22 protein-coding genes are annotated in these 23,725 nt (G+C 45.9%); 4 read left to right on the plus strand and 18 right to left on the minus strand.

What is annotated here, in order from left to right; all coding sequences use genetic code 11:
• Positions 1–178: 178 nt before the first annotated feature.
• The 4 genes from Q7Q81_RS06190 to Q7Q81_RS06205 form a co-directional block, all read right to left on the minus strand.
• A complete protein-coding gene (locus Q7Q81_RS06190) occupies positions 179–787 on the minus strand; it encodes a hypothetical protein (protein ID WP_304274476.1) in 609 nt (202 codons plus the stop codon).
• Between the two features lie 87 nt (positions 788–874).
• The gene (locus Q7Q81_RS06195) at positions 875–1,213 is read right to left on the minus strand and encodes a hypothetical protein (RefSeq protein ID WP_009146478.1); all 339 of its coding nucleotides are present in this window, start codon (positions 1,211–1,213) and stop codon (positions 875–877) included.
• A gap of 132 nt (positions 1,214–1,345) precedes the next feature.
• Positions 1,346–3,448 (minus strand): RNA degradosome polyphosphate kinase, encoded by a 2,103-nt coding sequence (locus Q7Q81_RS06200; protein ID WP_304274478.1) that lies wholly within the window; start codon positions 3,446–3,448, stop codon positions 1,346–1,348.
• Positions 3,448–4,998 carry a Ppx/GppA phosphatase family protein gene (locus Q7Q81_RS06205; RefSeq protein ID WP_304274481.1) on the minus strand — a complete coding sequence of 517 codons (1,551 nt, stop codon included), beginning with the start codon at positions 4,996–4,998 and terminating at the stop codon, positions 3,448–3,450. The genes Q7Q81_RS06200 and Q7Q81_RS06205 overlap by 1 nt, the downstream gene beginning before the upstream one ends.
• Before the next feature lie 214 nt (positions 4,999–5,212).
• Here Q7Q81_RS06205 and Q7Q81_RS06210 point away from each other — a divergent pair, with 214 nt between their 5' ends.
• Positions 5,213–6,745: a Ppx/GppA phosphatase family protein gene (locus Q7Q81_RS06210; RefSeq protein WP_304274483.1), complete on the plus strand. Its 1,533-nt coding sequence runs from the start codon at positions 5,213–5,215 to the stop codon at positions 6,743–6,745.
• Positions 6,746–6,792: 47 nt separating this feature from the next.
• Here Q7Q81_RS06210 and Q7Q81_RS06215 read toward each other — a convergent pair whose 3' ends face one another.
• From Q7Q81_RS06215 to Q7Q81_RS06270, 12 genes are all read right to left on the minus strand, one after another.
• Positions 6,793–7,185 carry a type II toxin-antitoxin system RelE/ParE family toxin gene (locus Q7Q81_RS06215; RefSeq protein WP_304274486.1) on the minus strand — a complete coding sequence of 131 codons (393 nt, stop codon included), beginning with the start codon at positions 7,183–7,185 and terminating at the stop codon, positions 6,793–6,795.
• Entirely contained in the window at positions 7,182–7,463 is a 282-nt protein-coding gene (locus Q7Q81_RS06220; RefSeq protein ID WP_304274488.1) for a type II toxin-antitoxin system prevent-host-death family antitoxin, read from the minus strand. The genes Q7Q81_RS06215 and Q7Q81_RS06220 overlap by 4 nt, the downstream gene beginning before the upstream one ends.
• A gap of 124 nt (positions 7,464–7,587) precedes the next feature.
• Positions 7,588–8,721 carry a M20/M25/M40 family metallo-hydrolase gene (locus Q7Q81_RS06225; RefSeq protein ID WP_304274490.1) on the minus strand — a complete coding sequence of 378 codons (1,134 nt, stop codon included), beginning with the start codon at positions 8,719–8,721 and terminating at the stop codon, positions 7,588–7,590.
• Positions 8,722–8,798: 77 nt separating this feature from the next.
• A complete protein-coding gene (locus Q7Q81_RS06230) occupies positions 8,799–9,356 on the minus strand; it encodes a manganese efflux pump MntP (RefSeq protein ID WP_304274492.1) in 558 nt (185 codons plus the stop codon).
• Between the two features lie 31 nt (positions 9,357–9,387).
• Positions 9,388–9,870 carry a threonine/serine exporter family protein gene (locus tag Q7Q81_RS06235; protein WP_304274495.1) on the minus strand — a complete coding sequence of 161 codons (483 nt, stop codon included), beginning with the start codon at positions 9,868–9,870 and terminating at the stop codon, positions 9,388–9,390.
• Positions 9,861–10,652: a threonine/serine exporter family protein gene (locus tag Q7Q81_RS06240; protein WP_304274497.1), complete on the minus strand. Its 792-nt coding sequence runs from the start codon at positions 10,650–10,652 to the stop codon at positions 9,861–9,863. The genes Q7Q81_RS06235 and Q7Q81_RS06240 overlap by 10 nt, the downstream gene beginning before the upstream one ends.
• A complete protein-coding gene (locus Q7Q81_RS06245) occupies positions 10,652–11,344 on the minus strand; it encodes a uracil-DNA glycosylase (RefSeq protein ID WP_304269238.1) in 693 nt (230 codons plus the stop codon). The genes Q7Q81_RS06240 and Q7Q81_RS06245 overlap by 1 nt, the downstream gene beginning before the upstream one ends.
• A gap of 107 nt (positions 11,345–11,451) precedes the next feature.
• A complete protein-coding gene (gene dcuC / locus Q7Q81_RS06250) occupies positions 11,452–12,708 on the minus strand; it encodes a C4-dicarboxylate transporter DcuC (RefSeq protein ID WP_304274501.1) in 1,257 nt (418 codons plus the stop codon).
• A 173-nt stretch (positions 12,709–12,881) separates the two neighbouring features.
• A complete protein-coding gene (locus tag Q7Q81_RS06255) occupies positions 12,882–14,891 on the minus strand; it encodes an LTA synthase family protein (RefSeq protein WP_304274504.1) in 2,010 nt (669 codons plus the stop codon).
• A gap of 39 nt (positions 14,892–14,930) precedes the next feature.
• Entirely contained in the window at positions 14,931–15,872 is a 942-nt protein-coding gene (locus Q7Q81_RS06260; RefSeq protein WP_293829268.1) for a diacylglycerol/lipid kinase family protein, read from the minus strand.
• A gap of 2 nt (positions 15,873–15,874) precedes the next feature.
• Positions 15,875–16,312, minus strand: a complete 438-nt coding sequence (locus tag Q7Q81_RS06265) for a GtrA family protein (RefSeq protein ID WP_304274507.1) — start codon at positions 16,310–16,312, stop codon at positions 15,875–15,877.
• Between the two features lie 534 nt (positions 16,313–16,846).
• On the minus strand, positions 16,847–17,344 hold the full coding sequence (locus Q7Q81_RS06270; protein ID WP_304274510.1) for a PepSY domain-containing protein: 498 nt from the start codon (positions 17,342–17,344) through the stop codon (positions 16,847–16,849).
• 284 nt (positions 17,345–17,628) lie between these two features.
• On the opposite strand from Q7Q81_RS06270, the gene Q7Q81_RS06275 reads away from it, so the two are divergent.
• A complete protein-coding gene (locus Q7Q81_RS06275) occupies positions 17,629–18,579 on the plus strand; it encodes a DUF362 domain-containing protein (RefSeq protein ID WP_304274513.1) in 951 nt (316 codons plus the stop codon).
• A gap of 49 nt (positions 18,580–18,628) precedes the next feature.
• On the opposite strand, the gene Q7Q81_RS06280 is transcribed toward Q7Q81_RS06275, so the two are convergent.
• Positions 18,629–19,894, minus strand: coding sequence for a purple acid phosphatase family protein (locus tag Q7Q81_RS06280; protein ID WP_304274516.1), 1,266 nt, complete (start codon positions 19,892–19,894; stop codon positions 18,629–18,631).
• A 161-nt stretch (positions 19,895–20,055) separates the two neighbouring features.
• Between Q7Q81_RS06280 and Q7Q81_RS06285 the strand changes: the two genes are divergently transcribed.
• Both Q7Q81_RS06285 and Q7Q81_RS06290 read left to right on the plus strand, forming a co-directional pair.
• Entirely contained in the window at positions 20,056–20,388 is a 333-nt protein-coding gene (locus Q7Q81_RS06285) for an AlbA family DNA-binding domain-containing protein (protein ID WP_304274519.1), read from the plus strand.
• A 75-nt stretch (positions 20,389–20,463) separates the two neighbouring features.
• Positions 20,464–21,378 (plus strand): ATP-binding protein, encoded by a 915-nt coding sequence (locus tag Q7Q81_RS06290; protein ID WP_304274524.1) that lies wholly within the window; start codon positions 20,464–20,466, stop codon positions 21,376–21,378.
• 86 nt (positions 21,379–21,464) lie between these two features.
• On the opposite strand, the gene Q7Q81_RS06295 is transcribed toward Q7Q81_RS06290, so the two are convergent.
• Positions 21,465–23,699, minus strand: coding sequence for a TonB-dependent receptor (locus Q7Q81_RS06295; protein WP_304274526.1), 2,235 nt, complete (start codon positions 23,697–23,699; stop codon positions 21,465–21,467).
• Positions 23,700–23,725: the final 26 nt, after the last annotated feature.

Here is a 23,725-nt window from a genome sequence, read left to right on the forward strand (position 1 = left end):
TCCCTTATTTAGTTTTTTTTGAGGTGGCCGTTGTAACGCAACCTTAGGAGGCGGTTGCTCTATCCTACTGAGCTACGGAACCATGTAAACAGCTCAGGCAGAATTCAAGCCCTTCCGCCTAAGCTGTACTAAATATTATACCGCAAAAACAGTCTACTGGCAATGAGGAAACAGCAAGTTATGCGTCAGCGCGCTTCTCCTCTTTTTCCTTTGCCAGAAACTCTGCCACAGCAGGCAGATTATCAAGAATAAACTGCTGCGCTGCCTGCGGATAAAAGTTAATATAATAAATCTCTCCGGTAGCTTGTCTTACACGCTTTTCAGTAATAATACCCAACGCAGAACCCTTTTCTGTCGGAATTTTATTGCGCCCATCTTCCGGCAACTGCAGATAACCTGCATGTTCCAACCATCTGCCAAGCTCCACCGTGGTAAGATTATGCATTTCCTTATCTGCAAAGGTATCATTAATATATTTTACAAGCTTTGTGATATTGGTAGCTTCAGTCATAGGCTGCAGCCTGCTCAGGTCATCCTGCTCCACAACAAAGCTGCTTTTAACTGCCTTAGGAGTTTTGGGTGCAACCTTAAAGCTCGTGCTCTGCGAAACCAGATTCATAATCTTGCCGTAAACAGCAATAACTTCTGCGGCATCGGTAAGCGCCTCCTGTACCTGCGCGCTCTGTACAACCTCCAGTGAAAGCTCCTCCTCGGCAAAAGGATGTCTGTTTTGGCTCATACGGTGAATAACATTGTAAGCATTGCGTAATTTGTTGATATCCAGCATCTGCATTTCTCCTATTCTTCACACAAATTTTATAAACAAAAAGGCAGACTCTGCTACATAAAGAGTCTGCCCTAAAATAATCAGCAATTAATGTGCCTCTGCCAACACCTCAGCGGCGATATCGTCCGCCATTCCCGGAGGCATGCTCCATTCAACACGCACGCCGGTTTTACCCCAAAGACGGGTGAGCGCTACTTGAAACGCCTCCTTGCTGGAAAGCGGCTCCAGCGTTATGGTAGCAAAATCACGGATAGTATCACCCTGCGGTACATCCAGGCTCAACGGAGTTGCCAGATACTTCTCGACAGCAGCCTTGGCTTCGGCAACAGCCTCCGGCAAGGTTACTACGGCAGTCTTATCCGCTTCGTTATATTCTACATAGCCATAATGGCAATTATAATTCAAGGTTACAGCATAATTACTCATTTTAATCCCCCTCTGCTCTTGTTACTAATTATAACAACTTAAGCACATAATATCAATATAAGGATTTAAGTAAGCAATTAAAATATAAGTCTTTCTTAGCCTGTAATCCTTGATAAATATAATGCGGCACTATTATCTGCGGCTGAATACAGGCTGCAGACGCTTTTCCATCGGCAGCTTATCGGCAGTTACCGCCAACTGCGCCATCTCGTATAAAGTGCTTTGTGCGCTTACAGGCTCCAACTTGTTGCGTACACGGCGATAGGTACCGTTGGACTGCATCATATGTGCGCCCACGTTATCGCGCAGATACAAATCGAGCAGCGCCTTGATGCGACGGATATGCTCCTCTGTTTCTACCGGGAAGAACAGCTCTACGCGGTCATTAAGGTTACGCGGCATCCAGTCGGCACTGGAAAGATACAGCTGCTCCTCGCCACCGTTGGCAAACCAAAAGATACGGCTGTGCTCCAGCTGACGGCCTACAATGCTGCGGACCGTAATATTGTCGCTGATGCCCTCAATACCCGTGCGCAGGCCGCAGATACCGCGCACAATCAGGTCAATATGCACGCCTGCAGCCGAAGCCTCGTACAGCTTCTGGATTACAGGCTGGTCAATCAGCGAGTTCATCTTGGCAATGATATGTCCCTCACGACCGGAACGCACCATAGCAATTTCATTATCAATCAGCGCGTAAATCTTTTCGCGCAGTCCCAGCGGCGCCATAACCAGCTTATTCCAGACCGGCGGCTCGCTGTAGCCGCTGAGCAGATTGAAGAACGCCGAAGCATCGCTGCCAAACTCATCGTTCGCCGTCATCAGGCCAAGGTCGGTGTATAATTTTGCGGTGCTGTCGTTGTAGTTGCCTGTGCCCAGATGCAGATAACGCTTAATACCGTTATCCTCCTTGCGCACGATAAGAATAATTTTGGCATGCGTCTTTAAGCCGACCAAGCCATAGATAACGTGGCAGCCTGCTTTTTCCAGACGACGCGCCCAGAGGATATTGTTTTCCTCATCGAAACGCGCCTTCAGCTCTACCAGAACCGTTACCTGCTTGCCATTTTCCGCAGCACGCGCCAGCGCAGCAACGATAGGACTGTTGCCGCTCACACGGTACAGCGTCTGCTTAATCGCCAGCACCTGCGGATCATCGGCAGCATCGCTAACCAGCTTAACTACCGGGTCAAAGCTTTCGTAGGGGTGATGCAGCAAAATATCATTTTCACGGATAGCAGCAAACAAATCGCTGTCATCCGGCAGCTCCAGCGGACGCTGCGGCACAAAGGGCTCATACAGCCACGGCCACATGCCCTTCATACCGATAAATTTAAAGAAGCAGGTCGGGTCCAGAGGTCCGTTGATTTCATAGACCTCCATCTCCGTAACATCCAGATTTTCCTCCAGGAATTTTTTGATACGATTATTATTCGTTTTGAAGATTTCCAAGCGAACCGCAGCGCCGCGCTTACGCTTACGCAGCGATTCCTCAACCTCCTTCATCAGGTCAACGCTGTCATCCTCTTCCAAGTCAAGGTCACTGTCACGCGTTACTCTGAAGGACACCATATCCAGAATATGGCAGCCCTTGAACAGATCGTGGCAATGGCTGGCGATAATATCCTCCAAAAATACGAAGGTACGCTTGCCCTCAGGCTCAACCTCCACAATGCGGTCCAATACGCTCGGCACCTGAATCAGGCCCATGCTGTGCTCGCCGTCAGCCTTAATAAGCTCAACAGCAAGGTTCAGTGTTTTATTGGCCAAAAACGGGAAGGGACGCGAAGCATCTACCGCCATCGGCGTCAATACCGGGAAAACAACCTCGCGGTAATATTCCTCCAGCCAGTCCTTGCCCAGCTCGCTCAAATCCTTAACGCGGCGGAAATGCAGCTTCACCGCATCCATCTCTGCCATCAGCGCAATCAGCGACTTCGTCTGGGTGCGCACCTGCTCATGCGCTGCCTGCGAAATAGCCACCAGCTGCTCATGCACCGACATACCGGAGGCATCGCGCTTTTCTATGCCGCTGTCAAAATTGCTCCACAGTCCGGCTACGCGCACCATAAAAAATTCATCAAGGTTAGAGGCCGAAATAGCGATAAACTTCAGGCGCTCCAGAAGCGGTGTGTCCTTAACCATCGCTTCCTTCAATACGCGCAGATTAAATTTCAGCCAGCTCAGCTCGCGGTTATAAAAATACTCAGGCTTTGTCAAATCTAATTTTCCCATTACTTATTCACCCGTTCCAAAATCGGTTCAATACCAAAAACTTCCTCAAAGAAAGTAGATTTATCATCAAACGTCCAGATTTCCAACGTCAAATCCTCTTTGCTTGCTGCCAGAACCTTCAGCTTATTATCCTTCAGCGTTACACTGCAGCTGTGAATTTTTTGCATATAACTGCGGTCCAGAGCATCAGCCAGACGCACAATGGCAGCCAGCTTGGCCACAACAGGCACCAGCTCCTTTTCCACATGCGGAGCAAGCGTATTGGTCTTGTCAAACAGTCTGTTGGCATGATAATACGATGCCAGCGCTACGATTTTCTTATCCTTCTCGCTCAGGCCGATAATATCCGTAGACATAATCAGCTGATAGGTGTAGATAGAGTGACTGCGCATGCAGATGTATTTGCCTATATCATGCAAAATGCAGGTTGCACGCAAAAGCAGGCGCTCATGCTCGCCCATGCCGTAAGCCTTGGCAATCTTGTCGAAAATAATCAGCGACAGGCGCTCTACCTGCTGGGCATGCTTCTTGTCATACAGATAACGGGCGCCGATGGTATGGAAAAGGCTGATAAGCTCCTGCTCCAGCTCCTTACGCATTACAGGATTCGTTTTATTGCCGATATGCAGCAGCTGGATGCCGTCAATGAAGCGGTCTGCCGTAATAATAATTTCCTTGGCGGGAATCAGATGCAGCAGCTGTTCATAAAGCAGCACCGTAGGCAGCACAAGCTCCGCAACATTTTCCGGCAGCTTATATACCTGAATCAGCTGTGCCAGGCTCATCTGACGCATGCTGTCGAAAAAGGCATGGAAATCCGCCGCCTTGATGCGATGCACCAGTTGCTTTTCATCCAGACCCAGCATGCGCAGCAAAAGCTCGGTTTCTGTACCGGAAAGCACCAGATAACGCACCTTGCTGTCACCCAGCTCGTTTCTTACCGGGCCGATTGTACTGCTGAGAAATTCCGTCAGCGCCTTGTTAAAATGCATGCTTTCACGACGGTTGCGCTCAAAGCTTTCCTTAATACGGATGATACCGATATGGAAGTTGCCCTGATAGCAGATTTTTTCATCGCGCACCAGCGTTACACCCAAACCGCCGGAGGAAATATCCATCATCAGCATGCCTTCACGTTCGGTAGAAATTTTTTCTGCCTTCAGCGTATTACGGATGGCTACAAATTTTGTATAAATCTCCTTCGGCATATCAACAACATCGACCACAAGACCGGTTTTGTTATAAATCTGATCCAGCAGAAAAACCTGATTGCTGGCCTCACGCACAGCAGTGGTTGCCTGCATAACATATTCCTCTACACCGTATTCCTTCATCAGACGCTTGAAGCCGATAAGAATTTCGCAGATTTCCGAAACCAGCGGGAAAGGAATTATTTTATTTTTAAAAGTTGCCTCACCCAAGCGAATGCGTCGGTTGCAGCACTCAATAACCTTATACCTTTCGGTATTGTGATATTCGGTAATCTGCATACTGAGCATCTCCGAGCCTAGATGAATAGCAGCAAAGGTTGTGTAATTTTTACGCTTCATTAACTAAGCCTCCAAAACAGTATGTTATTGTTATAATTCGGGTTTCTTAACAAAAATCCTGCGAAAAAATCAAAATTATACAGTAATTTAACAAGTTAACACGAATTTTACTTTTTCACGCAGGATTTTTTCAGGTTATGGGTAATATAATAAATATATCGTTAAAATAGAATAATCGGAGTTTATAGAAACACCCCACAAGGAGAAAAGGAAAATGCAACGAATCGCAATTATTGACATCGGCTCTAACTCGGCCCGGCTTGTTATCAGCCATATTTATAAGAATGGTGCTTATAATATGGTCTATAACCAAAAAGAAGCCCTGCGCCTCAGTCAGAAGGTCGACGAAAAAAACATGCTTACAGAAGTAGCCTTCAGCAGCACCATCGAAACCATGAAAAGCTTTGCCTATATGTGCAAAATTTATCAGGCTGACAAAACCATTGCCGTTGCTACCGCAGCCATCCGCAACGCTGCCAACGGCGCCGAGCTTGTTGCGCGCGTTGCCGAAGAAACAGGCATCCAGTTGCACATCATCTCCGGCAATACCGAAGCCTATATCAGCTACCTTGGCGTTATTAACACCCTCAACGTCAAGGACGGCATCATCTTCGACTTGGGCGGCGGCAGTACCGAGCTGATTCTGTTCAAGAACCGTAAAATTTTAGAAAGCGTGTCCCTGCCCATCGGCGCGGTCAATACCACCTCCATGTTCAATACCCGTAACGTCATGCCCGCCAATGTCTTCAGCGATGTCAGCTTTTTTATCATGAGCCGTCTGGAAAAGTACCCCTGGCTTAAGCAAAACGGACTGCCGCTTATCGGCGTTGGCGGTACAGCGCGTACCGTAGCCAAAATCATCCAGCGCGAAAAGAAGTACCCGGCAACTAAAATCCATAATTATTCCTATACAGTGCAAACCTATCGCAGCTTTTTCAACAGACTGCGCAACACAAATCTGGATCAGCGCAAAAAGATTTCCGGTCTCAGCAGCGAGCGCAGTGATATCATTCTGGCCGGCAGCAGCATTATCAGCTGCCTTTTGGAGGCCACCGGTGCCAAAAAGCTCATCAGCTCCGGCTGCGGCCTGCGCGAAGGTCTGTTCTTCGATTATTATTCCAAGGAAAACCACGTGCCCATTATAGCGAAGGATATCCTTAGAATGAGCAGGGAAAATGTGTTAAACCTATATGAACCCGACCAGCAGCATTCCAGACACATCACCCATTTGGTGTTATCAATGTTTGACGGCTGGAGCGAGCTGCACGGCTTACGCAAAAATTACCGCCGCCTGCTGGAAACCGCTGCGCTGCTGCATGACATCGGCATCACCATCAACTTCTACAGTCACGCACGTCACAGTGCCTATATGATTTTAAATGCCAAGCTCTTTGGTCTGACGCACAAAGAGCAGGTCATCACGGCAGCTATCGCCGGCTGGCACAACGGCGTTTCCAAAAACTATTTCAAGGACCGTTTCTACAAGGAACTGCTTAGCGACGCCAACTGGAAAACAATCAACAAGCTGGCACTGCTGCTGGCCTTAGCTGAAAGCCTTGATTACACGGAAACCTCCCAGATTCACGTTATTGAACCGAGCATCAGCAAAAAGAATGCTACTTTAAAGCTCTATGCTCAAGGTATTCCCAGTATTGAAATGCATCAGATTCAGGAGCATCTGTCATGGTTCAAAAAGACCTTCGGCGTAGAGCTGAAGGTGCAGCTGGCGACAGCAGCAGAAGAATAAAACAAAGCAGCCTCAGTATACGCATGCGTATGCCAAGGCTGCTGTTTTTATTTTGCTCCGTATTTTTCTGTTTCTTCCTGAATGTAATATGTTGTTAAGTCAAAGATTTCATCCTCAAGATGCTTGCGTAATATTTTTTGCCAATTGCGTCTGCTGTACAGAAAGCGTAAAACGTACACTGTCTTTTCATCCTCCCGCACGATGTAAAACAGCAGATAATTGTTTACCGGCACAAATCTGATTTCCCATACTCTCAGGAAATTATCATTGCATATAGGGTACTTAGTCGGGAAAAATGACAAATCCTTAATAGCTTCATGCAATTTTTTAGCAAGACCGGCAGCAGCCTTCTGATTATATAATTCGTATTTGATATAAGCTTCAGCCTTATAATAATCCTGCTCAGCAATTTGCGTTACTTCCACATTGTAATAAATCATTTCTCTACCTCAGCTAACTCCGGATAGCGTGCTTCCAATTCAGCTAAGAATTTTTTAGCAGGCACAGTTCTGCCTGCCGCCACATCGTCCAAGCCTGCTTTCAGCGAGCTGTACAGCTCAAAGCGTGCAGTCAGCTCTTCGTAGGCTTCAATGCTCATGACAGCCAAATCGCCCTTACCGTTTTTGGTAATAAAAACCGGCTCCTTGTACTGATGGCAGAAATTAGAAATCTCGTTATAGTTGTTGCGCAAATCTGCACTGGAAGTAATTTTCGGCATTATCGCACCTCCTTTGTATAGCTAAATTATACCTTAATTCGGCTATCTGGTCAAATTTTATAAAAATAGGCCTGCATTCGTTTTGCACATGCAGGCCTTTTGCTATATACAGCGTTTTATTTTTTTATTTTACCGCAGCCTTCAAAATACCGTGTACCATGAGCGCGGAATTGTACAAATCCTCTTCCTTGATGTATTCGTCAACAGTATGCACATTAGCCATACCGGTGCCCAAAATTACGCTGGGCAGTCCGTAAGCATTCAGGAAGTTGGCATCACTGCCGCCGCCGGTAACCGTAATATCCGGAGTAAAGCCGTGCATTGCGCAGGCAGCCTTCGCCAGTGCCACAACATCGCTGTCATCCGCAACAGCAAAGGAATCATACTTGTTATCCACAAATACTTCTGCCTTAGCGCCATATTTTTCGGCACTTGTTGCAATAGTTTCTACGATTTCCTTGCAGATAGCCTCCAGCTTTTCCTTGTTACGGCTGCGCGCATCACCCTCAATCGTTACCAGATCAGGCACAATATTGGTTGCCTTACCGCCGCCGATAATGCCGATATTGCAGGTAGTTTCCTCATCAATACGGCCATAGCGTTTAACATCGGCAAGAGCCTTGGCAGCAATCATAATGGAGTTGATGCCCTTTTCCGGCTCCAGTCCGCCATGCGCGGTTCTGCCGATAATGTCAATTTTATATTTCTTCTGGCCGGGAGCGCCGACAACAATCTCGCCCGGTGCGCCTTCGCCGTCCAGTGCATAGCCAACGTCGGCACGCAGCTTGGAGCGGTCGAGGCAACGGGAGCCGTTAACGCCGCCCTCCTCGCAAACAGTGAAGAGAATCTGGATATCACCATGCGGAGCGCCTTCCTCCAGCAGCAGGCGAATACCCTCTAAAATACCCTCAACGCCGGATTTATCGTCACCGCCGAGAATAGTGGTGCCGTCGCTGTATAAAACGCCGTCCTTTTGGATAACGGTAGTGCCGCCGCAGGGCTCAACACCGTCCATATGTGCAGAAAGCAGCACGCGTACAGCACCTTCAACTCCTGCGCTGGCAGGCAAAAATGCCCACAGATTACCGCAGTTGCCGCCCAGCTTTTCACCGGCGTCATCCTCTTCCACCGTAAATCCGAGTGCCTCCAATTTGCCTTTGAGCAGTTCGAATACAGGACGCTCCTGCAGGCTGTGACAAGGCAGAGCAACAATTTCCTTAAATTCTGCGAGCATACGCTCCTTATTTACTTGCGTCATATTTATCTTCCTTTCAATAATATAAATTCAAGCTCAGCGTGCCTAAAGGGGCAGCAAATCCGCTAAACTTTTATTCCTTAAATTATTCCTGTATGTTCCAGCAAAATTTTGATACCGATAAAAATCAGCACCAAGCCGCCGGCCACGTCAGCTCTCTTGCCGGCCATAGCTCCCAGCTTAAAGCCAGCCAGACCGCCAAAGGCTGCGATAGCAAAGGTCACCACGCCAATCAGTATGGAAGCGGACCAGATATCGGTATTCAAAAAGGCCAGGCTGATACCAACTGCCAGAGCATCAATACTGGTGGCAATCGCCAGCACCGCCATCTCCTTCACGCTATAATCTTTTTTGACATGACAGGCCTCGTTTGCTTCACGAATCATGTTGATTCCCAGATAAAGCAATAAGAAAAAGGCAAGCCAATGGTCATATTCCGTAATATAATCACGAAACGATACAGCGCCGAAATAGCCTATCACCGGCATCAAAAACTGAAACGCTCCAAACCAGCTGCCGAAGCGCAAGGCTCCGCGCAGTCTGTTGTCCGGTGCAAGCACCATGCTGCCGCAAACGGAAACAGCAAAGGCATCCATCGCCAAGCCAACTGCCAGCAGCAGTAGTTCTGCTAAACCCATATTTTCCTTCCCCCACTCACTGTAAACAAATCTATTCTTTATTTTCCTTATGCAGCAGCTGCAGCAAGCGTTCATGATCCTTGCTTATCTTAATTACACGGAACACGCTCGTCATAAGCATCATTCCCAAGGCAATAGCACTGGCATCCATGCCGGTGGTTATGAGAATGTTCATGCCCGTGTCGTAATTATTTTCTATAATCGCCGCCATACCGCGATACATGCCAAGTCCCGGCACAATCGGGATAATACCGGGAATAACAAAAATCGTTACCGGCTGCTTAAAGATGCGCGCCGCCAGCTCGCTCAAAAGCGAAAGAGCAACCGTGGCAAAAAACATGGCATAAAAAGAATCATACGCCAAATCCTTACGGATGTAGCAATAAACTACCCAGCCTACAGCACCGATAAAGCCGCTGATAGGCAGACTTTTGCGCGGTGCCTGAAACAGAATACCGAAGGCAGCAGTAGCAATAAATGCAAAGCCAAAGGCTGTAAAATAATTTATGCCCACAGCTTCCACCCCCAGTGATACCATACAAGCAAACTAAATGCCAGACCAATCGCAATGGATGTAGCAAAAAGCATCGCCTCGGCAATACGCGAATTACCGGAAATCAAATCGCCGGCCATATAATCGCGCAGACCGTTGGTAAAGGCTACACCCGGCAGGAACGGCATCAGCGCGCCTACGATGATGTTGGTACGTGTACATTCGCCGTCCATCTCACAGCAAAAAATAGCCAAAGCGCCGATTGCCGCACCGGAAAGCGCATTTTCCCAAAAGGCACTGGGACGATAACCGCCCAGCTGCTTCAACAGCACCATGGATAATCCGCCGGTAATAAAGGCCGCAATAAAGTCATGGCTGTTGCCTCCCAGCATCGCCGAAAAGGCTGCCGAGCTGATTGCCGAAGCCATGCAGACACGCCATTTGCCATAGGGCGGAGCCTTGTGACGCAGCTCTTCCAGATATGCCAGCGTTTTTTCATAATTCAGCGGCCAGCGTTTCAGATTATAGGAAAAATCGTTCACCGCACTGATAACGCTCAAATTAGTGCTGCGATAACGGATACGGCTGATAATCGTCGCCCCCTCGCTTTCCTCATCGCCTAAAATAATAACCGTCGGCGTAACAAAAACATGAATATCGTGATAGCCATGCGTATGACAAAAGCGGGAAATAGTATCCTCTACTCGGGAGGTTTCCGCACCGTTTTTCAAAAGCGCCTTGCCCATGCCAAGAGCAATATGCAAGGTCTGCTCACGGCTTAAAGGAGCAGCTTCCAGTCCCATTATGCCTCACCGCCTAACAGCTGCGCTACTGCCGCACGGAAGCGGTTGGCACCGCCCATAGACGGATGCGGCACAGACATACATTCAACACCGTAACGTGACAGCGTTGTCGCCGCCTTCTGACCGATGGCAACAATTTTCATCCCCGGACGCAGCTCTAGCAGCATCCGCGCGTACTCAATGCCTACATCAAGCTCGCTCGGTGATGGCGTACGATTAGTCAGCAGATTGCCTGCTTTATACGGATGAAACGGAAAAATATTCCAAAGAATAACATCAAAGGACGCAAGGCCATGGCTGTTCAGCGCGTTCCAGACAACAGTATCCGTGGGCTCATTAAAACCCTTCAGGCGCTGCGTATTGTTCAGCATTGCGCTGCTTTCATCACTCGTGCGGCGGTAATCCCATTCGCCCAGCACGCTTTTCGGCTCTACATCGGGATGATGGCCCAACAGAATACGCTCCGAAGTAATAGCAATGCCGCTGAAATGACCGCCCTGATAGCCCAAGGCCTCGGCAATAAACAAATAATGTGCATCCGGACGCAGCTCCAGATAACGGCGCAGATTGGCACTGCGGATAACGGGAGCCTGCGGACCTATATCACAGCTTGTATCAAAATCACGCCAGGGATTAAAAACCTGCTCGCTGTGATAGCTTTGTAATTTATCAAGAAAAGTATTAATCTCCATAATTCCCTCCATGCATTATTATACCGCATAGAGGCAAGTCGTCGCAATAAAAATGGATGCGAAGCAATAGTTCCGCATCCATTTTATACTTTAAAAAATATCTGATTTTAGAACAGCAGCAGTATCATGCCCACAACCAGCGCCAAGGTAATACCCAACGCATTACGCTTGCAAACCTCCATCGGATCTACACCGGCAATGCCTGCGCAGATAATAGTAGCACCGGCAATCGGAGAGATGGTACGGCCGAGAGTGCCGCCCAAAGCCGCAATGGAGCCCATGTTCATGGTTTCCAGACCAAACTGAGCAGCATGCGGAGTAACAGCTTCGTTGAACGCAACGGTTGCAGCGTCGCCGGAACCGGAAATAAGTGCCAGTACAAACGGACCGAAGGTAGCAGCAATTTTAACAATACCGGTAGAATTCAGCATCCAGTTAATCAGCGCCTTAATCAGTCCCAAAGCATTCAGGCCTGCTACGAAAACGCCTACGGAAATAATAATACCGATGATATTAGCATAAGCATCGCCCATGCCGTCAAAGAAGCTCTTAGTCAGCTCAACAGGATTTTTACGGGTTACTGCCAAAGACAGGATTGCGCCGATAACCATAGCGTGGGGTACGCCCATCTTCAGTGCGGGCACCAGCTTGGTGCTGCCCAAGAGCAGAATAATAACCGGAACCAGCGGCATAACGGCGAAAAGCGGATTGATGCCGAAGTTTTCGTCAACACCGGCTTCGCCTTCCGGAACAAAGCCTCTGTTTTCCTTCAGCACAACTGCGAGAACAGTCAGTACAGCTGCAGCAATGATTACGCCGACTACAGTTGCCAACATATGGTTGGCAATTACATCAGTAACCTGCACGCCTGCCAGCTTAGCGATAACGGCGTTATGTACCAGGCCGGGGTTCAGCATACTGCCGTAGGTACCGGATTTAACGGCAGCTGCGGCCATTGCCGGATGAATGCCTGCAGACATCATAATCGGAATAAAAATTACGCCTACCGCAGCACTGCAGCCTGCAGCACTGGGGATAGCAATATTAACAACAAAGGTTGCCAGCGTAGCGCCGGGAATGAGCAAAAAGCCCATTTTTTTCAATACCTTACCGATTGCAACAACCAAATGCTTGTCGCAGCCCGTATACTTCATGCACCAGGCAAAGCCCATGCAGGAACAAACAGAAGTAATCAGACCGGCATTAGTCATACTCTTGGCAAAAGCATCAAGAGAAGCCATTGGCTTGCCGGCAATACAGCACATCAGAATACCAGCGGCAATCAATACCATTCTGGATTCATGTCGTTTCAACAAAAGATAAATTACACCGATAACAACGAGTGCACCTATTATCAGAAACATCTTCATTCCCTCCATAAAATTATTTTTTTGCATTAATATTATATGTGATAGAAATGCTTTTGAAAAGTGTATTATCAATTGTATACATAATACTTGCTTTCTTCAGCTAAGTTTATATAGCAAAAGTATAAATACCGTCCCACATTTCTGCGGAACGGTATTTTTTAATAACTTTATTGATGCCACAATCCATAATAATGAATAATATAGTTTGTTAAAGCATCCTCATATTCTGTATCCGGTACAGGCTTATCCATCTGGTCGACCAAATGACGCTCATCCGACCAGTAGAACGCCTTACCGCCAAAGTAGCCTAAGGCATAGGGAATATCCGTAGGCTGCAGAAGATTGCGGCCCATAAATTTATCCGGCACATCAATGCCCAACAGATACAAAAGCGTCGGCGCCAAATCAATCTGCGAAGCATATTCATTCGTGCGCAGATTATTGAGCGGCGCTAAGTTCTTCGCCACAAAAATCAGCGGAATCGGCGCAATGCTCTGCTTATCCTCAGCCTTGGTGACGAGCTTCGTATACTCGCCGCCGCTGTGCGGATTATGGTCACTCGTAATGATGAACAGCGTTCTGTCATCCATTAGGCCACGCTTCTTTGCTTCCTTAAAGAAATGCTCCAGTGTTTTATCAACCCAGTAGACGCCGCGCACTGTAATAAACTTATTACTGCGCACATTGTCCGGCATTTCGTTCCAGCTGAAGCCGGTGTAAGGATAAGGCTGATGCATATCCAGCGTTTTGGTAACCATCACCAAACGGTCATTCTTCGCCTTTGCCTTTTCCAACAGCTTCAGTGTTTCCTCATACATTACGTCATTATGGAAGCCCCAGCCGCTGGCACCTGTATAGCCCTGCTTTTCCAAATATTCTTTTGCATAGTATTCGTTCATGCCGAACTGTGTCGGATACTCGCGCAGCTCGTTGGCATAATACTGGCTAGAGGCATTCATGAAAATGCCGCGCATTCCCGCTGCCTGCACACTGCGAAACAGCGAAGGGGTATTTTTACCGGGAAAATCCTTATCCATAATCAGATGTGAACGGAAGGTAGCATTCAGTCCTTGCGTTGTCGGCACGGCAGAGGAATAATACCTGTTCATGTGCGGATAGCGGATAACCAGACTGTTTAAGAACGGTGTAGCCTCTTCGGGAATATCGTTGTTATAGTAGTTGATGTAATCACGGTGCATGGATTCCAGAATCAGCAGAACAACTCGGTCATACTGCGGTTTGATTTTGGCAATCTTTGCTTTAGGCTCATCTATACCCATTTCCGTCAGACGTGTTTTATCCTTGGCAGTCAGCTCGCGCTGCTCCACATGCTTGCCGCCGGCAATTTTATCCGTATCAAAAATTGCCTTGCTGACAAAGTTCACATTAACAGGAACGGAAAGCATATTGCGATAGTTCATACGCGTCTTTTCGTTCTCTACCTCAGCGTACATACCGATAACATTTTCCACGCCGTACATGCCGGCATAGCCAAGCAATCTGTCGGTAAGATTCAAGCCCAAGGTAAACATGGCCACGCACAGCAGTGACCAGGCAAAGTTCGGCTTACGCTTTTGCGGCTTTGGTACATAAAAAAGCAGTAAAATCACAACTATGCTGATAACAATACCGGCAATCATCGTATTGCTCATCGTCGCAAAAATACCTTTAACAGCATAGATATTCAGATTTTGGAAGAGAACGCTCTCCACGTGCATGGAGGTCTGCCAAAAATAGAAGCCGTCAAAAACCACTGCCAAAGCAGAAAATACATAAACAGCAAAATAGAGGATTTTCATCCCGATATTGGGCCATTTATGGTAGCACATTGCCATCAGCAGCACAACAAAAATGTTATTGTTAATACCGGCAAGCACGGAAAGGCTTGTCTGCAAACCCTTATCCAAGCTAAGCTGGTTAACCATGAAAAAGGCTTCGCCCAGATAAAGAATACCGATAACAATAACGGGAAAATAGCGTTGCAATCTGTCCGGCACACGCTTACGCCGGTAATACAGTACATATGCTATCTCTGCCAAAACGCTGTCACGCAATACATGATCAAAAATCTGAAAGCCAAACTCATTCAGCGGAAAGGGGTGCGTTCCGCCGAAGCTTTGCCAGGCAAAAAATCCTTCTACTATGCAGGCCGCGATAATAAAAATCAGCCAGCCCATTTTTCTGCTTATCCTATTCACCTTACACCATTTCCTTGCTTACGCCAAAAACTTAATCGGCTCGGACTCCATCTCAATTAAAAGCGGAGCAGTTGTTACAGCATCTCCGTCAAGCTCTGCTGCAAAATTCTCTTCATTGCAGCGTATTTCCATTTTTTTCGCTGCACGGATAATAATATCATTATCCAGCGTCAGCGCCTCCATAGCAATGCAGGCCGCATAACGTATAAAATCCCCGCGCTTATCACCGGTAAACAGCGCCGCATGTAAAAGAGGTGACGAAAGCGACGCACCGTTAAAGAGGTTGTAACGTCCGGCATAATAACGGCTCTTGCCTACAATAACAGAAGTTGCATCATACCACTGTTCTTCATCATCAAAGCGCACCTGAAAGCGGTAACGCCAGTTGTTAAACAGAAATTCCTTACGCATAATCTCTGTTCCCTGCCAAACATAAGCAAGCTTGTTGAGCAGCTTTTTCTCCTTTTCGGTCACCTTGTCTACTACAAGGGAATCAAAGCCTATACCGGCAACCGTCAAAAAGACGTTGCCGTTGGCGCGTCCCAGATAAACAGGCACCTCTATACCTTTGGATACTCGTTTAAACCACTTATGCGGGTCCGCCTTCAGCAGCAGCTCCTTAGCCACCAGATTTACCGTACCGGCAGGAAAAACGCTGATATAAGGCACATACTTGCGATTAGCCAGCTGTTCAATCATCGCTCTGATTGTGCCGTCACCGCCGGCAATTATCACCCAGTCAACCTTTTCCTCAACTATTTCCGCAGCAATCTGCGGTATCTGGTCAAAGAAGCGAATATCTCGCATTTCTGCATTTTTAGGTCCTACTAATTCCTTCACCAGCTTATAGGTTTCATTCACCTTAGCCATCATACTGGCAAAAAGCTGCTTACCGGAATTACGGTTATACAAAAGCACAACCTTTTTAAATTTTTTTACGTCTACATATTCTCCAGGCATATCTAACTCCTAAAAATCCATTTTTTACGTGAGAGATAGTTCCATACAACAACAATACAGCTTGTCAGCACCTTAGACAGCATCGGCTGCCAGTCAAGCAGACTGACAAAAATATACATCAGCAGCAGATTAAACGCCAAGCCTATGCAGCTTACCAAAAACACCAGGCTAAGCTCCTTGCCGCGTTTGTAACGGCTGCCGCTGTCAAAAACCAGAACATTGCCCAAGAAATAATGATACAGTGTTGCCAGGCAAAAGGATAAGGCTGTTGCCAGCATAGTCAGCAAGGTCAGGCTCAAGCCGGCTAAAATATAGTGGAAGAAAATGTAGAACAAGGCCCACTCCACCAAGGCCGCCGTGCCGCCGACACACAGATACAGCAAGAGCTTAATCAGCTCGCTGTCCGTATAATCAACACCAAATAATATTTTCCTGCGCATAGCGTACTCCAGTCATAGTATAATAGCTTATTATATCATCTTTAAGCGAAGTTTTCAAAGCTTTCCGCTAGAAGATACCGATGGTGACGTATTTATATATTTAGATAATTGTTGAAAAAAGATACACTGCCCGCTCCTTTTGTATAGCAGCATGACGCAGTAAAGAGCGTAACCATCATCGAATTCAAAGATGGCAAGCAGGCTTACCGCACAACTGTAAAACCATGATTCCCCTCTCAATATCGGTTCTCCCAGCAGATTTGTGAAAAAAAGTGAGGCTATCATACACTCTTAGTGATAGCCTCCACTTTTTATTTCAGATATTTCATATAGAAAGCTTCTATTTTATTAAAGGAACTTACATCCATCTTGTAGTACAAATCCGATGCACACCACCAGAAATAATCAACAGCTCCTTATTATTGCCTTGTAGCTTTTTAACGGCATCTGAATTTAACTCAAAACCAAGAATATAAATTACAAAAACAGAGCGATGCTTTCGCACCGCTCTAAAAAATTTATAAAATTTTATTCTTAAAAGCTGTATTTTACCTCTTTATCCAGCACTACACCAGTTTCCGGATTAATATTCATCTCACCACGCAAACCAGATGCACTGAATTTCACTTCATATTCATATAATCCATGTTCTCTGTCCAATTTCAGTTCATAAATCGACACATCACCAACTTCTTTAGCAACAATTGCTTTTACATCATCTTTGGACAAGATTACATTAGCGCTACCGCCCAACGCTTTTCTTTCCATATTGTATTCTTTGATTTTACCATTTACCTGATATACATCAATTTCATATTTTGTCTGAGTAGCAGTATCAAAAAACTCCACTTCATAATATGGTTGCATTTTTTGCATTTCTGCTTCAGTATGCAGGTAAGTACTACCTGTTGGAACTTGCTTTTGCGCAATTGCACGAGCTTCGTCCGCACTAATCAGATTAGCAGCAAATGCTGTAGCAGAAATTGCCAAAACAGTCAGTGCGCCAGTAATAATAGCTGTTAATTTTTTCATGAGATAAACCTCCTTCAATGTGAAAAGTTAAACCATATTTAAAGTATACTAAATTTCTAGGATTTACATTGTGAAGTCTTTGTGACTTCTTTAGAAGCTCCAACGTACGCCAGCGTGAAAATCCCAGTTCTTATTGTTTCAAGGCAAGAATATATAAAACAAGTGCTGCCCCGTTTTTTTAGTATGAGTTGGAAGTTAACATTCACCACTAAACTTCCATTTTCCTCTTGACTTAGAGTATACTTCAGGTATTAAAATATAAGTAACCAAATTATAGGAGGTAGATGAAATTGACACAAGAATTTGCACAAGCCCCTGTAGTAGGCTGCAAAAGAGTTGCCAAAACCGATAACGCAGGCTCTCATGCCAAAGTTTACTTTACCAAACACATTGATGCAGAGCATCTCATCAAATTGTATAATTTAATCAACGAAAGCATTTACGGCAAGGTTGCTATAAAGCTGCACACCGGCGAAAAGCACGGTCCCAACATTCTGCCGCGCAAGCTGGTCAAAGCGCTGCAGCAGCAAATCCCTGACAGCACCATCGTAGAAACAAACACGCTCTATCAGGGCGACCGCTATACAACTGAGAGCCATCTGGAAACACTGAAGGTCAACGGCTGGACCTTCTGCCCCGTTGACATCATGGACGCAGAGGGCACAGTTAATTTGCCTGTACGCCACGGTAAGCACTTTAAAGAGGTTTCCATGGGAAAAAACATCATCAACTACGATTCCATGCTCGTTTTAACACACTTCAAAGGTCACGCCATGGGCGGCTTCGGCGGCTCCATGAAAAATCTGGCTATCGGCTGCGCTGACGGACGCATTGGCAAAGCACAGGTTCACGGCGTGGATAAGGACAACCTGCCTACAGATTGGAACGTATGGCCGGGCAAGGAGCTGCTCATGGAAAACATGGCAGAATCCGCTAAGGCTACCATTGATTTCTTCGGCAAGCACATCGTTTATATCAATGTTCTACGCCGCATGTCCGTCGACTGCGACTGCGCCGGCTTAAGCGCAGCAGAACCGACTATCCCAGATATCGGCATCCTCGCTTCTAACGACATTCTGGCTATCGACCAGGCTTCCGTCGATCTGGTATATGCCAAGGAAAGTAACCATGACCTTGTTGAGCGCATGGAAAGCCGTCACGGCCTGCACCAGCTTACCGCTATGCGCGAGCTGAAAATGGGCAATGACAAATATGAACTGATTGAGCTTGATTAAGCGCCATAAAAAAGGCTGTCGCATTTGATTCATGCGACAGCCTTTTTGCTTATTTAGTTAATTTCACTTCGTCAAACTGCTTGCCATCCGGCAAAAAAGCTTTAAACTCCAAACTGTTCTCATCTGCCGTCAGCGTCATATAGTTGGCAGTTTCCGGCTTCGGAGCTGTTGCCGCATCCCACTCAAAATCACCCCACAGCTTAGGATAGCGCACATCGCCGGCCACACCTGTCAGAATATAGGTAATACCGCTTCCCTGCGGTGCAGGCGCAAAGTTCTGCAGCGGCACACGGCGGCGATATGTATGCAAATGCGCCGTCAGCACTGCGTCAACCTTGTATTTTTCAAACACCGGCATCAGCCGATAGCTGAAATCAAGAAAATGCGTCTTGCTCTGCGCTCTGCCGGACTCCGGCCCAAAGCCGTAGAGAAAGATATCGCGGTGCATCAAAGCAACCTTCCACGGCGCCTTGCTCGCCGCCAAATCCTTTTCCAGCCAAGACAGCTCGTCTGCCAGCAAATCAGGCTGAAAATTATTCATCTCCGGAAAGTTGGTATCAAGCACTACAAAATGCACAGGACCGTAATCAAAGCTGTAAAACTGATTCGGATACTTCGCCAAGCCGTTTTGCGGTACATTGAACAAATGCGTATAGCTTGCAGGCAGGCATTCCTTCCACTCCAGACTGTACGCTTCATGGTTGCCGATAACCGGTGCCAGCGGCACAGCATCACCGAACACGCTCACGCTGTTGAACCAGGCACGCCATTGGCTTGCATCCTGACCATTATCCACCAAATCACCCATATTCACATAAAACGCACTCTGCGGATGGCGCTTGTACGCTTCACGCGCCAGCTGCTGCCAGCCGCTGTAATTCGCACTTTGCGAATCCGGGAAAATTAAAGCAGTAAAACCTGCGCCCTTTTCTGTCTGCAGCTTGTGCCAACGTCCTTTATTCCGCGCTGTGCTGATGCGATATTCATAAGCACTGCCCAGCACCAAGCCGCTAAGACGCGCAGTATATTGAATAATGCTGTTTTTATCCGTAAAGCTGCTGTCCGTTGCCTGCACTGCCTGTATATCCTTGCTTCCCTGCAAGCGATATTCAAGCGTATAGGGCTGCTTAACCTTTGCTTCCCACATAATCGTGCGTGCTGTTTTATTGTCTGCCGCTACAATCTGACGCGGATTGATGATGGAAACGGCGGTATCACTGCCCTGCACTTCGCTGTCGGCGTTTTTAGCACAGCCGTTTAAGGCCAAAGCCGCAACGCACAGTGTAAGCAGCAAAAATTTATATTTCTTGCTCATACGTATCTTCCCTTCATGCTGTTTTCGCTTCTAGCATAACACTTGGAGTACGGTCGAAGTCAAGAAAAAGCTGCTGCCAAGAAGATATTTTTCACTTGCATTCACTTCCAAGAGTGACTATAATGAATATAGTGAATAAATTTATGTAAGGAGTGAAAATAATGCTGCACGAAAGTGAACAAATAGAGTTTAAAAGCGAAGCTATCCCTAACATCTGCAAAAGTGTCATAGCCTTTGCCAACTCAAACGGCGGAAAATTATATATCGGTATCAATGACGACGGAAAAATTAATAAGCTGACCGATATCGACGATATCTATACACGCATCACCAATACTATTCGTGATGCAATTCTTCCTGACATAACCATGTTTATCCGTTATACATTGGATGAGCAGGGATTTGTTATTATCGACATAGCAGAGGGTAGCGCAAAGCCTTACTACCTGAAAGCTAAAGGCTTAAAATCCTCCGGAGTTTTTATACGACAATGAGCTTCATCCGTACCGGCATCACAGGACCAGATACGCCAGTTCATCAAGCTGAGTGACGGTGACTCTTATGAAGCTATGCGCTCGCTGAACCAGGAGCTTAGCTTCACCACGGCACAAAATATATTTCAGGCCAATAAATTAGAATTTGATGAAAGCAAATACACCAATCTCGGGTTACGTAATTTAAAGGATAAGCAATTCACCAATCTGGCATTGCTTATTTCCGAGCAGTGCCAACATAGCATCAAAGCTGCTGTATTTGAAGACAACGAAAACACAAAATTTCAGGCGCACCGCGAATTCACAGGTTCTATCTTTCAGCAGCTGGAAAACGCCTTCTCCTTTCTCATGCTCTGCAACCAAAATCCCTCTAACTTTTCCGGCTTAACACGCAATGATAACTGGGACTATCCCGAAGAGGCTATCCGCGAAGCCTTGCTCAATGCAATTATTCATCGCGATTACAGCTACAGCGGCAGCATTATTATTAACGTCAACAAGCAAGCAATGGAATTTATTTCTCTCGGCGGACTTCTTCCGGGACTCTCCTTAGAAGATATACAGCTTGGGATTTCGCAGCCACGTAACGGCAAGCTGGCAGAAATTTTCCATCGTTTAAAGTTCATTGAATCCTACGGCACCGGCATCAGACGAATCTTTGCTCTTTACAAAGACTCCTATGTAAAGCCTAAAATTACTGTTACGCAGCACGCCTTTAAGATTACGCTGCCTAACCTTAACTATAGCAATAACCATCCGAAAATTACGCTTGCGGCAGAAACACAATCTGCATCCGCCTATTACCCCAATGCACAGCAGCAAAAGGTTTTAAGCTATGTACGGGAACACGGAAAAATAACTGATGAAGAATTGCAAACACTGCTCGACGTAAAGCGCACCCGCGCCTATCTTATTGCCAAAGAAATGCTGGATAAAAACCTGCTTACCGTTCAAGGCAGAGGATTGAAAAAATTTTATTATCTGCCTTAAAAAATTAAAAACAGCAGCTCTAACACACCAAAGTGTTTTAGCTGCTGTTTTCGTATATGAGATGGAGTTAAGTATGATGAGCTTAATTAAAATTCAAACTCTGCAGAAAGCATGAAAGAACGCGGATTGTTGAGCATGAATTTATTGTTCTGACCTGCTTGCGCAATCCAATGGCTATCATTAGCAACATTATAGCAGGCTGCAATAAATTTAACAGGTACGTTACTGATTTTTGTTTTATGGCTGGCAAACAAATCCAAAGTAACATGAGAAGGAATATCCAGCTCTTCTTTATTTCCCTTTATATATTTGCCAACACCAACATAGCTAAGTCTTCCAGTAAAGCTAGTGTCTTCATCAGGCTTGTATTCTAAGCCCCAAACGCTGCTCCACTCAGCCGAACCCATTACATGACAGCCATCATATTTTCCGTTAGCTGTTTTTTCTTGGCGTGCATCAAGCCATTCAAAGCCACCAAAAGCATTCCATTTATCTGCAAACGAAGCATTCAAGCTGAAGTCAACGCCCTTATAACGGTTTAAACCATTATTAGTCAGCCACAACTTGCCAGCAGCATCCTTTACATCCATAGTCTGAGGCTGCTTCATGTCAAAATATGCCAATGTCATCATAAGATTATCATTTGCTTTATATTTTACACCAACTTCAGCATTGCTATTACGAACAGACGGTAAGATTTCGCCATCATTCTCATAATTTTTCTTACCAGATGCAACAACTGCTGTACCACGGTTTCTTGAATTTGCTTTAGCTGCATAAATTGATAAATCATCAGTCGGTGCATAGGATAAGCCAAAGGTTGTTGCCCAATTATTATCCTTAACATTATTTTTCTGCTGATTCTTGGTTGTACCACGTACATAATCACCATGACGACGAGAAGCAGAAGCAAGCAATGTCAGCTTACCAATTTCAACCTTATCCATAAAGTTTAGGCTTACATCTGTTTCTTCATGCTGTAAATTCTTCGTTAATGTTGAAGAAATATCCCCTTGGTAAACCCACGGATTTAAAATAATACCATCATAAATACTGCTGCCAGGCTTAAAAGTACCAGAAGCATCACCAGTAGCCGGATTTATCGCATCAACGCCTCTTTTATACATTTTGCGATGCGAGCGATCAACAGATATGGCATAGTTATGCTTAGCCATGCCAGTCATAAAATCGCCCTTTAAGCCAGTCTGTAAATATTGGTTACGAATATGAATATAGTCAGACCATATTGCAGTATCCGAAGCAATACTGCCATCGTCTAAAATATTAATTTCACCATCATAAATATAGCGACGTACAACCGATTGGTTAGCACCAGCATTAATAAACCAGTTTAAATGTTCGCCTAGCTTTTTCTGATGGTTGAGTGTCAGCATATAACCATTGGTATCCTGATGCATCAAACTAGGATCATCAAAGCTCTTGCTAGCATCCGGAGCATTAGGAATTTTTGTTGGATCTCCTGTCAATAAAAATCGACGTTCTGTACCCATAAGCTTCTGGTCATAATAACCGCCAAACACGTTGGTCTTAGTTGTCTCGCCTTCATAGCTGATATTAGCAAATAAGTTTTTCTTTCTCTGGCCTGCACCGGAAATTGCCAAGCCACCATCATCGTATTGGCCATAAATTCTAACGCCGATGTTGCGGTCTTTACCGAAGCGTTGACTGATATCAAGATATTCGCCGTAGTCTCCATGACCAGCAAATGTCTGCGTATATTTAATAAAATCATTCTCACCGGCACGTTTGGTGTTCAAATAAATAGCACCCGGAGTTGCACCAGTTAATGTACCAGCTTGATAAGACGGAGTGGAACCATTGATAGTAGAAGCAGGACCAATTAAAGCATCAATACTACCTACAGTATGTGTTATAGGACCAGTAGCCATAATAAAGAAACCAGGGATATTATTTACATAATAAGAAGCGGCATTCGTACAAACACCACGGATAGAAAAGTCTGTTTTAATCGGGGAAGTGCCTGTGCGAATTGCCGGCACGTTGGAAAGAACAGTATCTAAATCCTGATTCGGCATCGCCATTTTGCTGACAGTATCTTCAGTGATACTTTGAACAGTAAATGGTGCCTTAATAACCTCTGTTTCACCTAAAAGACCTACTCTGGAGGAATCGTTGTTAAAGCCACCGGGCAAAGGAGTTTTGTGGTTACGGGAGCTTTCAACAACCATCTCATCCAGATTGAAGGTTTCAATAGTTTCTGCACTTACAGGACATGCACTCACGCCAAGAATAAGTGAGCACATGATGCTGCTTAAAATCAATTTTTTTCTCTTCGACATTCTGATACACCTCTTAATCATCAACT

The organism is Phascolarctobacterium succinatutens, from assembly GCF_958453765.1.
In the GTDB taxonomy this organism is placed as follows: domain Bacteria; phylum Bacillota; class Negativicutes; order Acidaminococcales; family Acidaminococcaceae; genus Phascolarctobacterium_A; species Phascolarctobacterium_A succinatutens_B.

Coding starts and splice junctions, on each gene's coding strand:
- Q7Q81_RS06200 (WP_304274478.1), bottom strand. CDS start 3,448: ATGGGAAAATTAGATTTGACAAAGCCTGAGTATTTTTATAACCGCGAG.
- Q7Q81_RS06215 (WP_304274486.1), bottom strand. CDS start 7,185: ATGATTTATTACAATGTGGAAGTAACGCAAATTGCTGAGCAGGATTAT.
- Q7Q81_RS06225 (WP_304274490.1), bottom strand. CDS start 8,721: ATGACGCAAGTAAATAAGGAGCGTATGCTCGCAGAATTTAAGGAAATT.
- Q7Q81_RS06245 (WP_304269238.1), bottom strand. CDS start 11,344: ATGGAGATTAATACTTTTCTTGATAAATTACAAAGCTATCACAGCGAG.
- Q7Q81_RS06265 (WP_304274507.1), bottom strand. CDS start 16,312: ATGCGCAGGAAAATATTATTTGGTGTTGATTATACGGACAGCGAGCTG.
- Q7Q81_RS06260 (WP_293829268.1), bottom strand. CDS start 15,872: ATGCCTGGAGAATATGTAGACGTAAAAAAATTTAAAAAGGTTGTGCTT.
- Q7Q81_RS06220 (WP_304274488.1), bottom strand. CDS start 7,463: ATGCCGAAAATTACTTCCAGTGCAGATTTGCGCAACAACTATAACGAG.
- Q7Q81_RS06210 (WP_304274483.1), top strand. CDS start 5,213: ATGCAACGAATCGCAATTATTGACATCGGCTCTAACTCGGCCCGGCTT.
- dcuC (WP_304274501.1), bottom strand. CDS start 12,708: ATGTTTCTGATAATAGGTGCACTCGTTGTTATCGGTGTAATTTATCTT.
- Q7Q81_RS06290 (WP_304274524.1), top strand. CDS start 20,464: ATGCGCTCGCTGAACCAGGAGCTTAGCTTCACCACGGCACAAAATATA.
- Q7Q81_RS06275 (WP_304274513.1), top strand. CDS start 17,629: ATGAAATTGACACAAGAATTTGCACAAGCCCCTGTAGTAGGCTGCAAA.
- Q7Q81_RS06205 (WP_304274481.1), bottom strand. CDS start 4,998: ATGAAGCGTAAAAATTACACAACCTTTGCTGCTATTCATCTAGGCTCG.
- Q7Q81_RS06280 (WP_304274516.1), bottom strand. CDS start 19,894: ATGAGCAAGAAATATAAATTTTTGCTGCTTACACTGTGCGTTGCGGCT.
- Q7Q81_RS06270 (WP_304274510.1), bottom strand. CDS start 17,344: ATGAAAAAATTAACAGCTATTATTACTGGCGCACTGACTGTTTTGGCA.
- Q7Q81_RS06255 (WP_304274504.1), bottom strand. CDS start 14,891: ATGGGCTGGCTGATTTTTATTATCGCGGCCTGCATAGTAGAAGGATTT.
- Q7Q81_RS06195 (WP_009146478.1), bottom strand. CDS start 1,213: ATGAGTAATTATGCTGTAACCTTGAATTATAATTGCCATTATGGCTAT.
- Q7Q81_RS06240 (WP_304274497.1), bottom strand. CDS start 10,652: ATGGGACTGGAAGCTGCTCCTTTAAGCCGTGAGCAGACCTTGCATATT.
- Q7Q81_RS06230 (WP_304274492.1), bottom strand. CDS start 9,356: ATGGGTTTAGCAGAACTACTGCTGCTGGCAGTTGGCTTGGCGATGGAT.
- Q7Q81_RS06295 (WP_304274526.1), bottom strand. CDS start 23,699: ATGTCGAAGAGAAAAAAATTGATTTTAAGCAGCATCATGTGCTCACTT.
- Q7Q81_RS06190 (WP_304274476.1), bottom strand. CDS start 787: ATGCTGGATATCAACAAATTACGCAATGCTTACAATGTTATTCACCGT.
- Q7Q81_RS06285 (WP_304274519.1), top strand. CDS start 20,056: ATGCTGCACGAAAGTGAACAAATAGAGTTTAAAAGCGAAGCTATCCCT.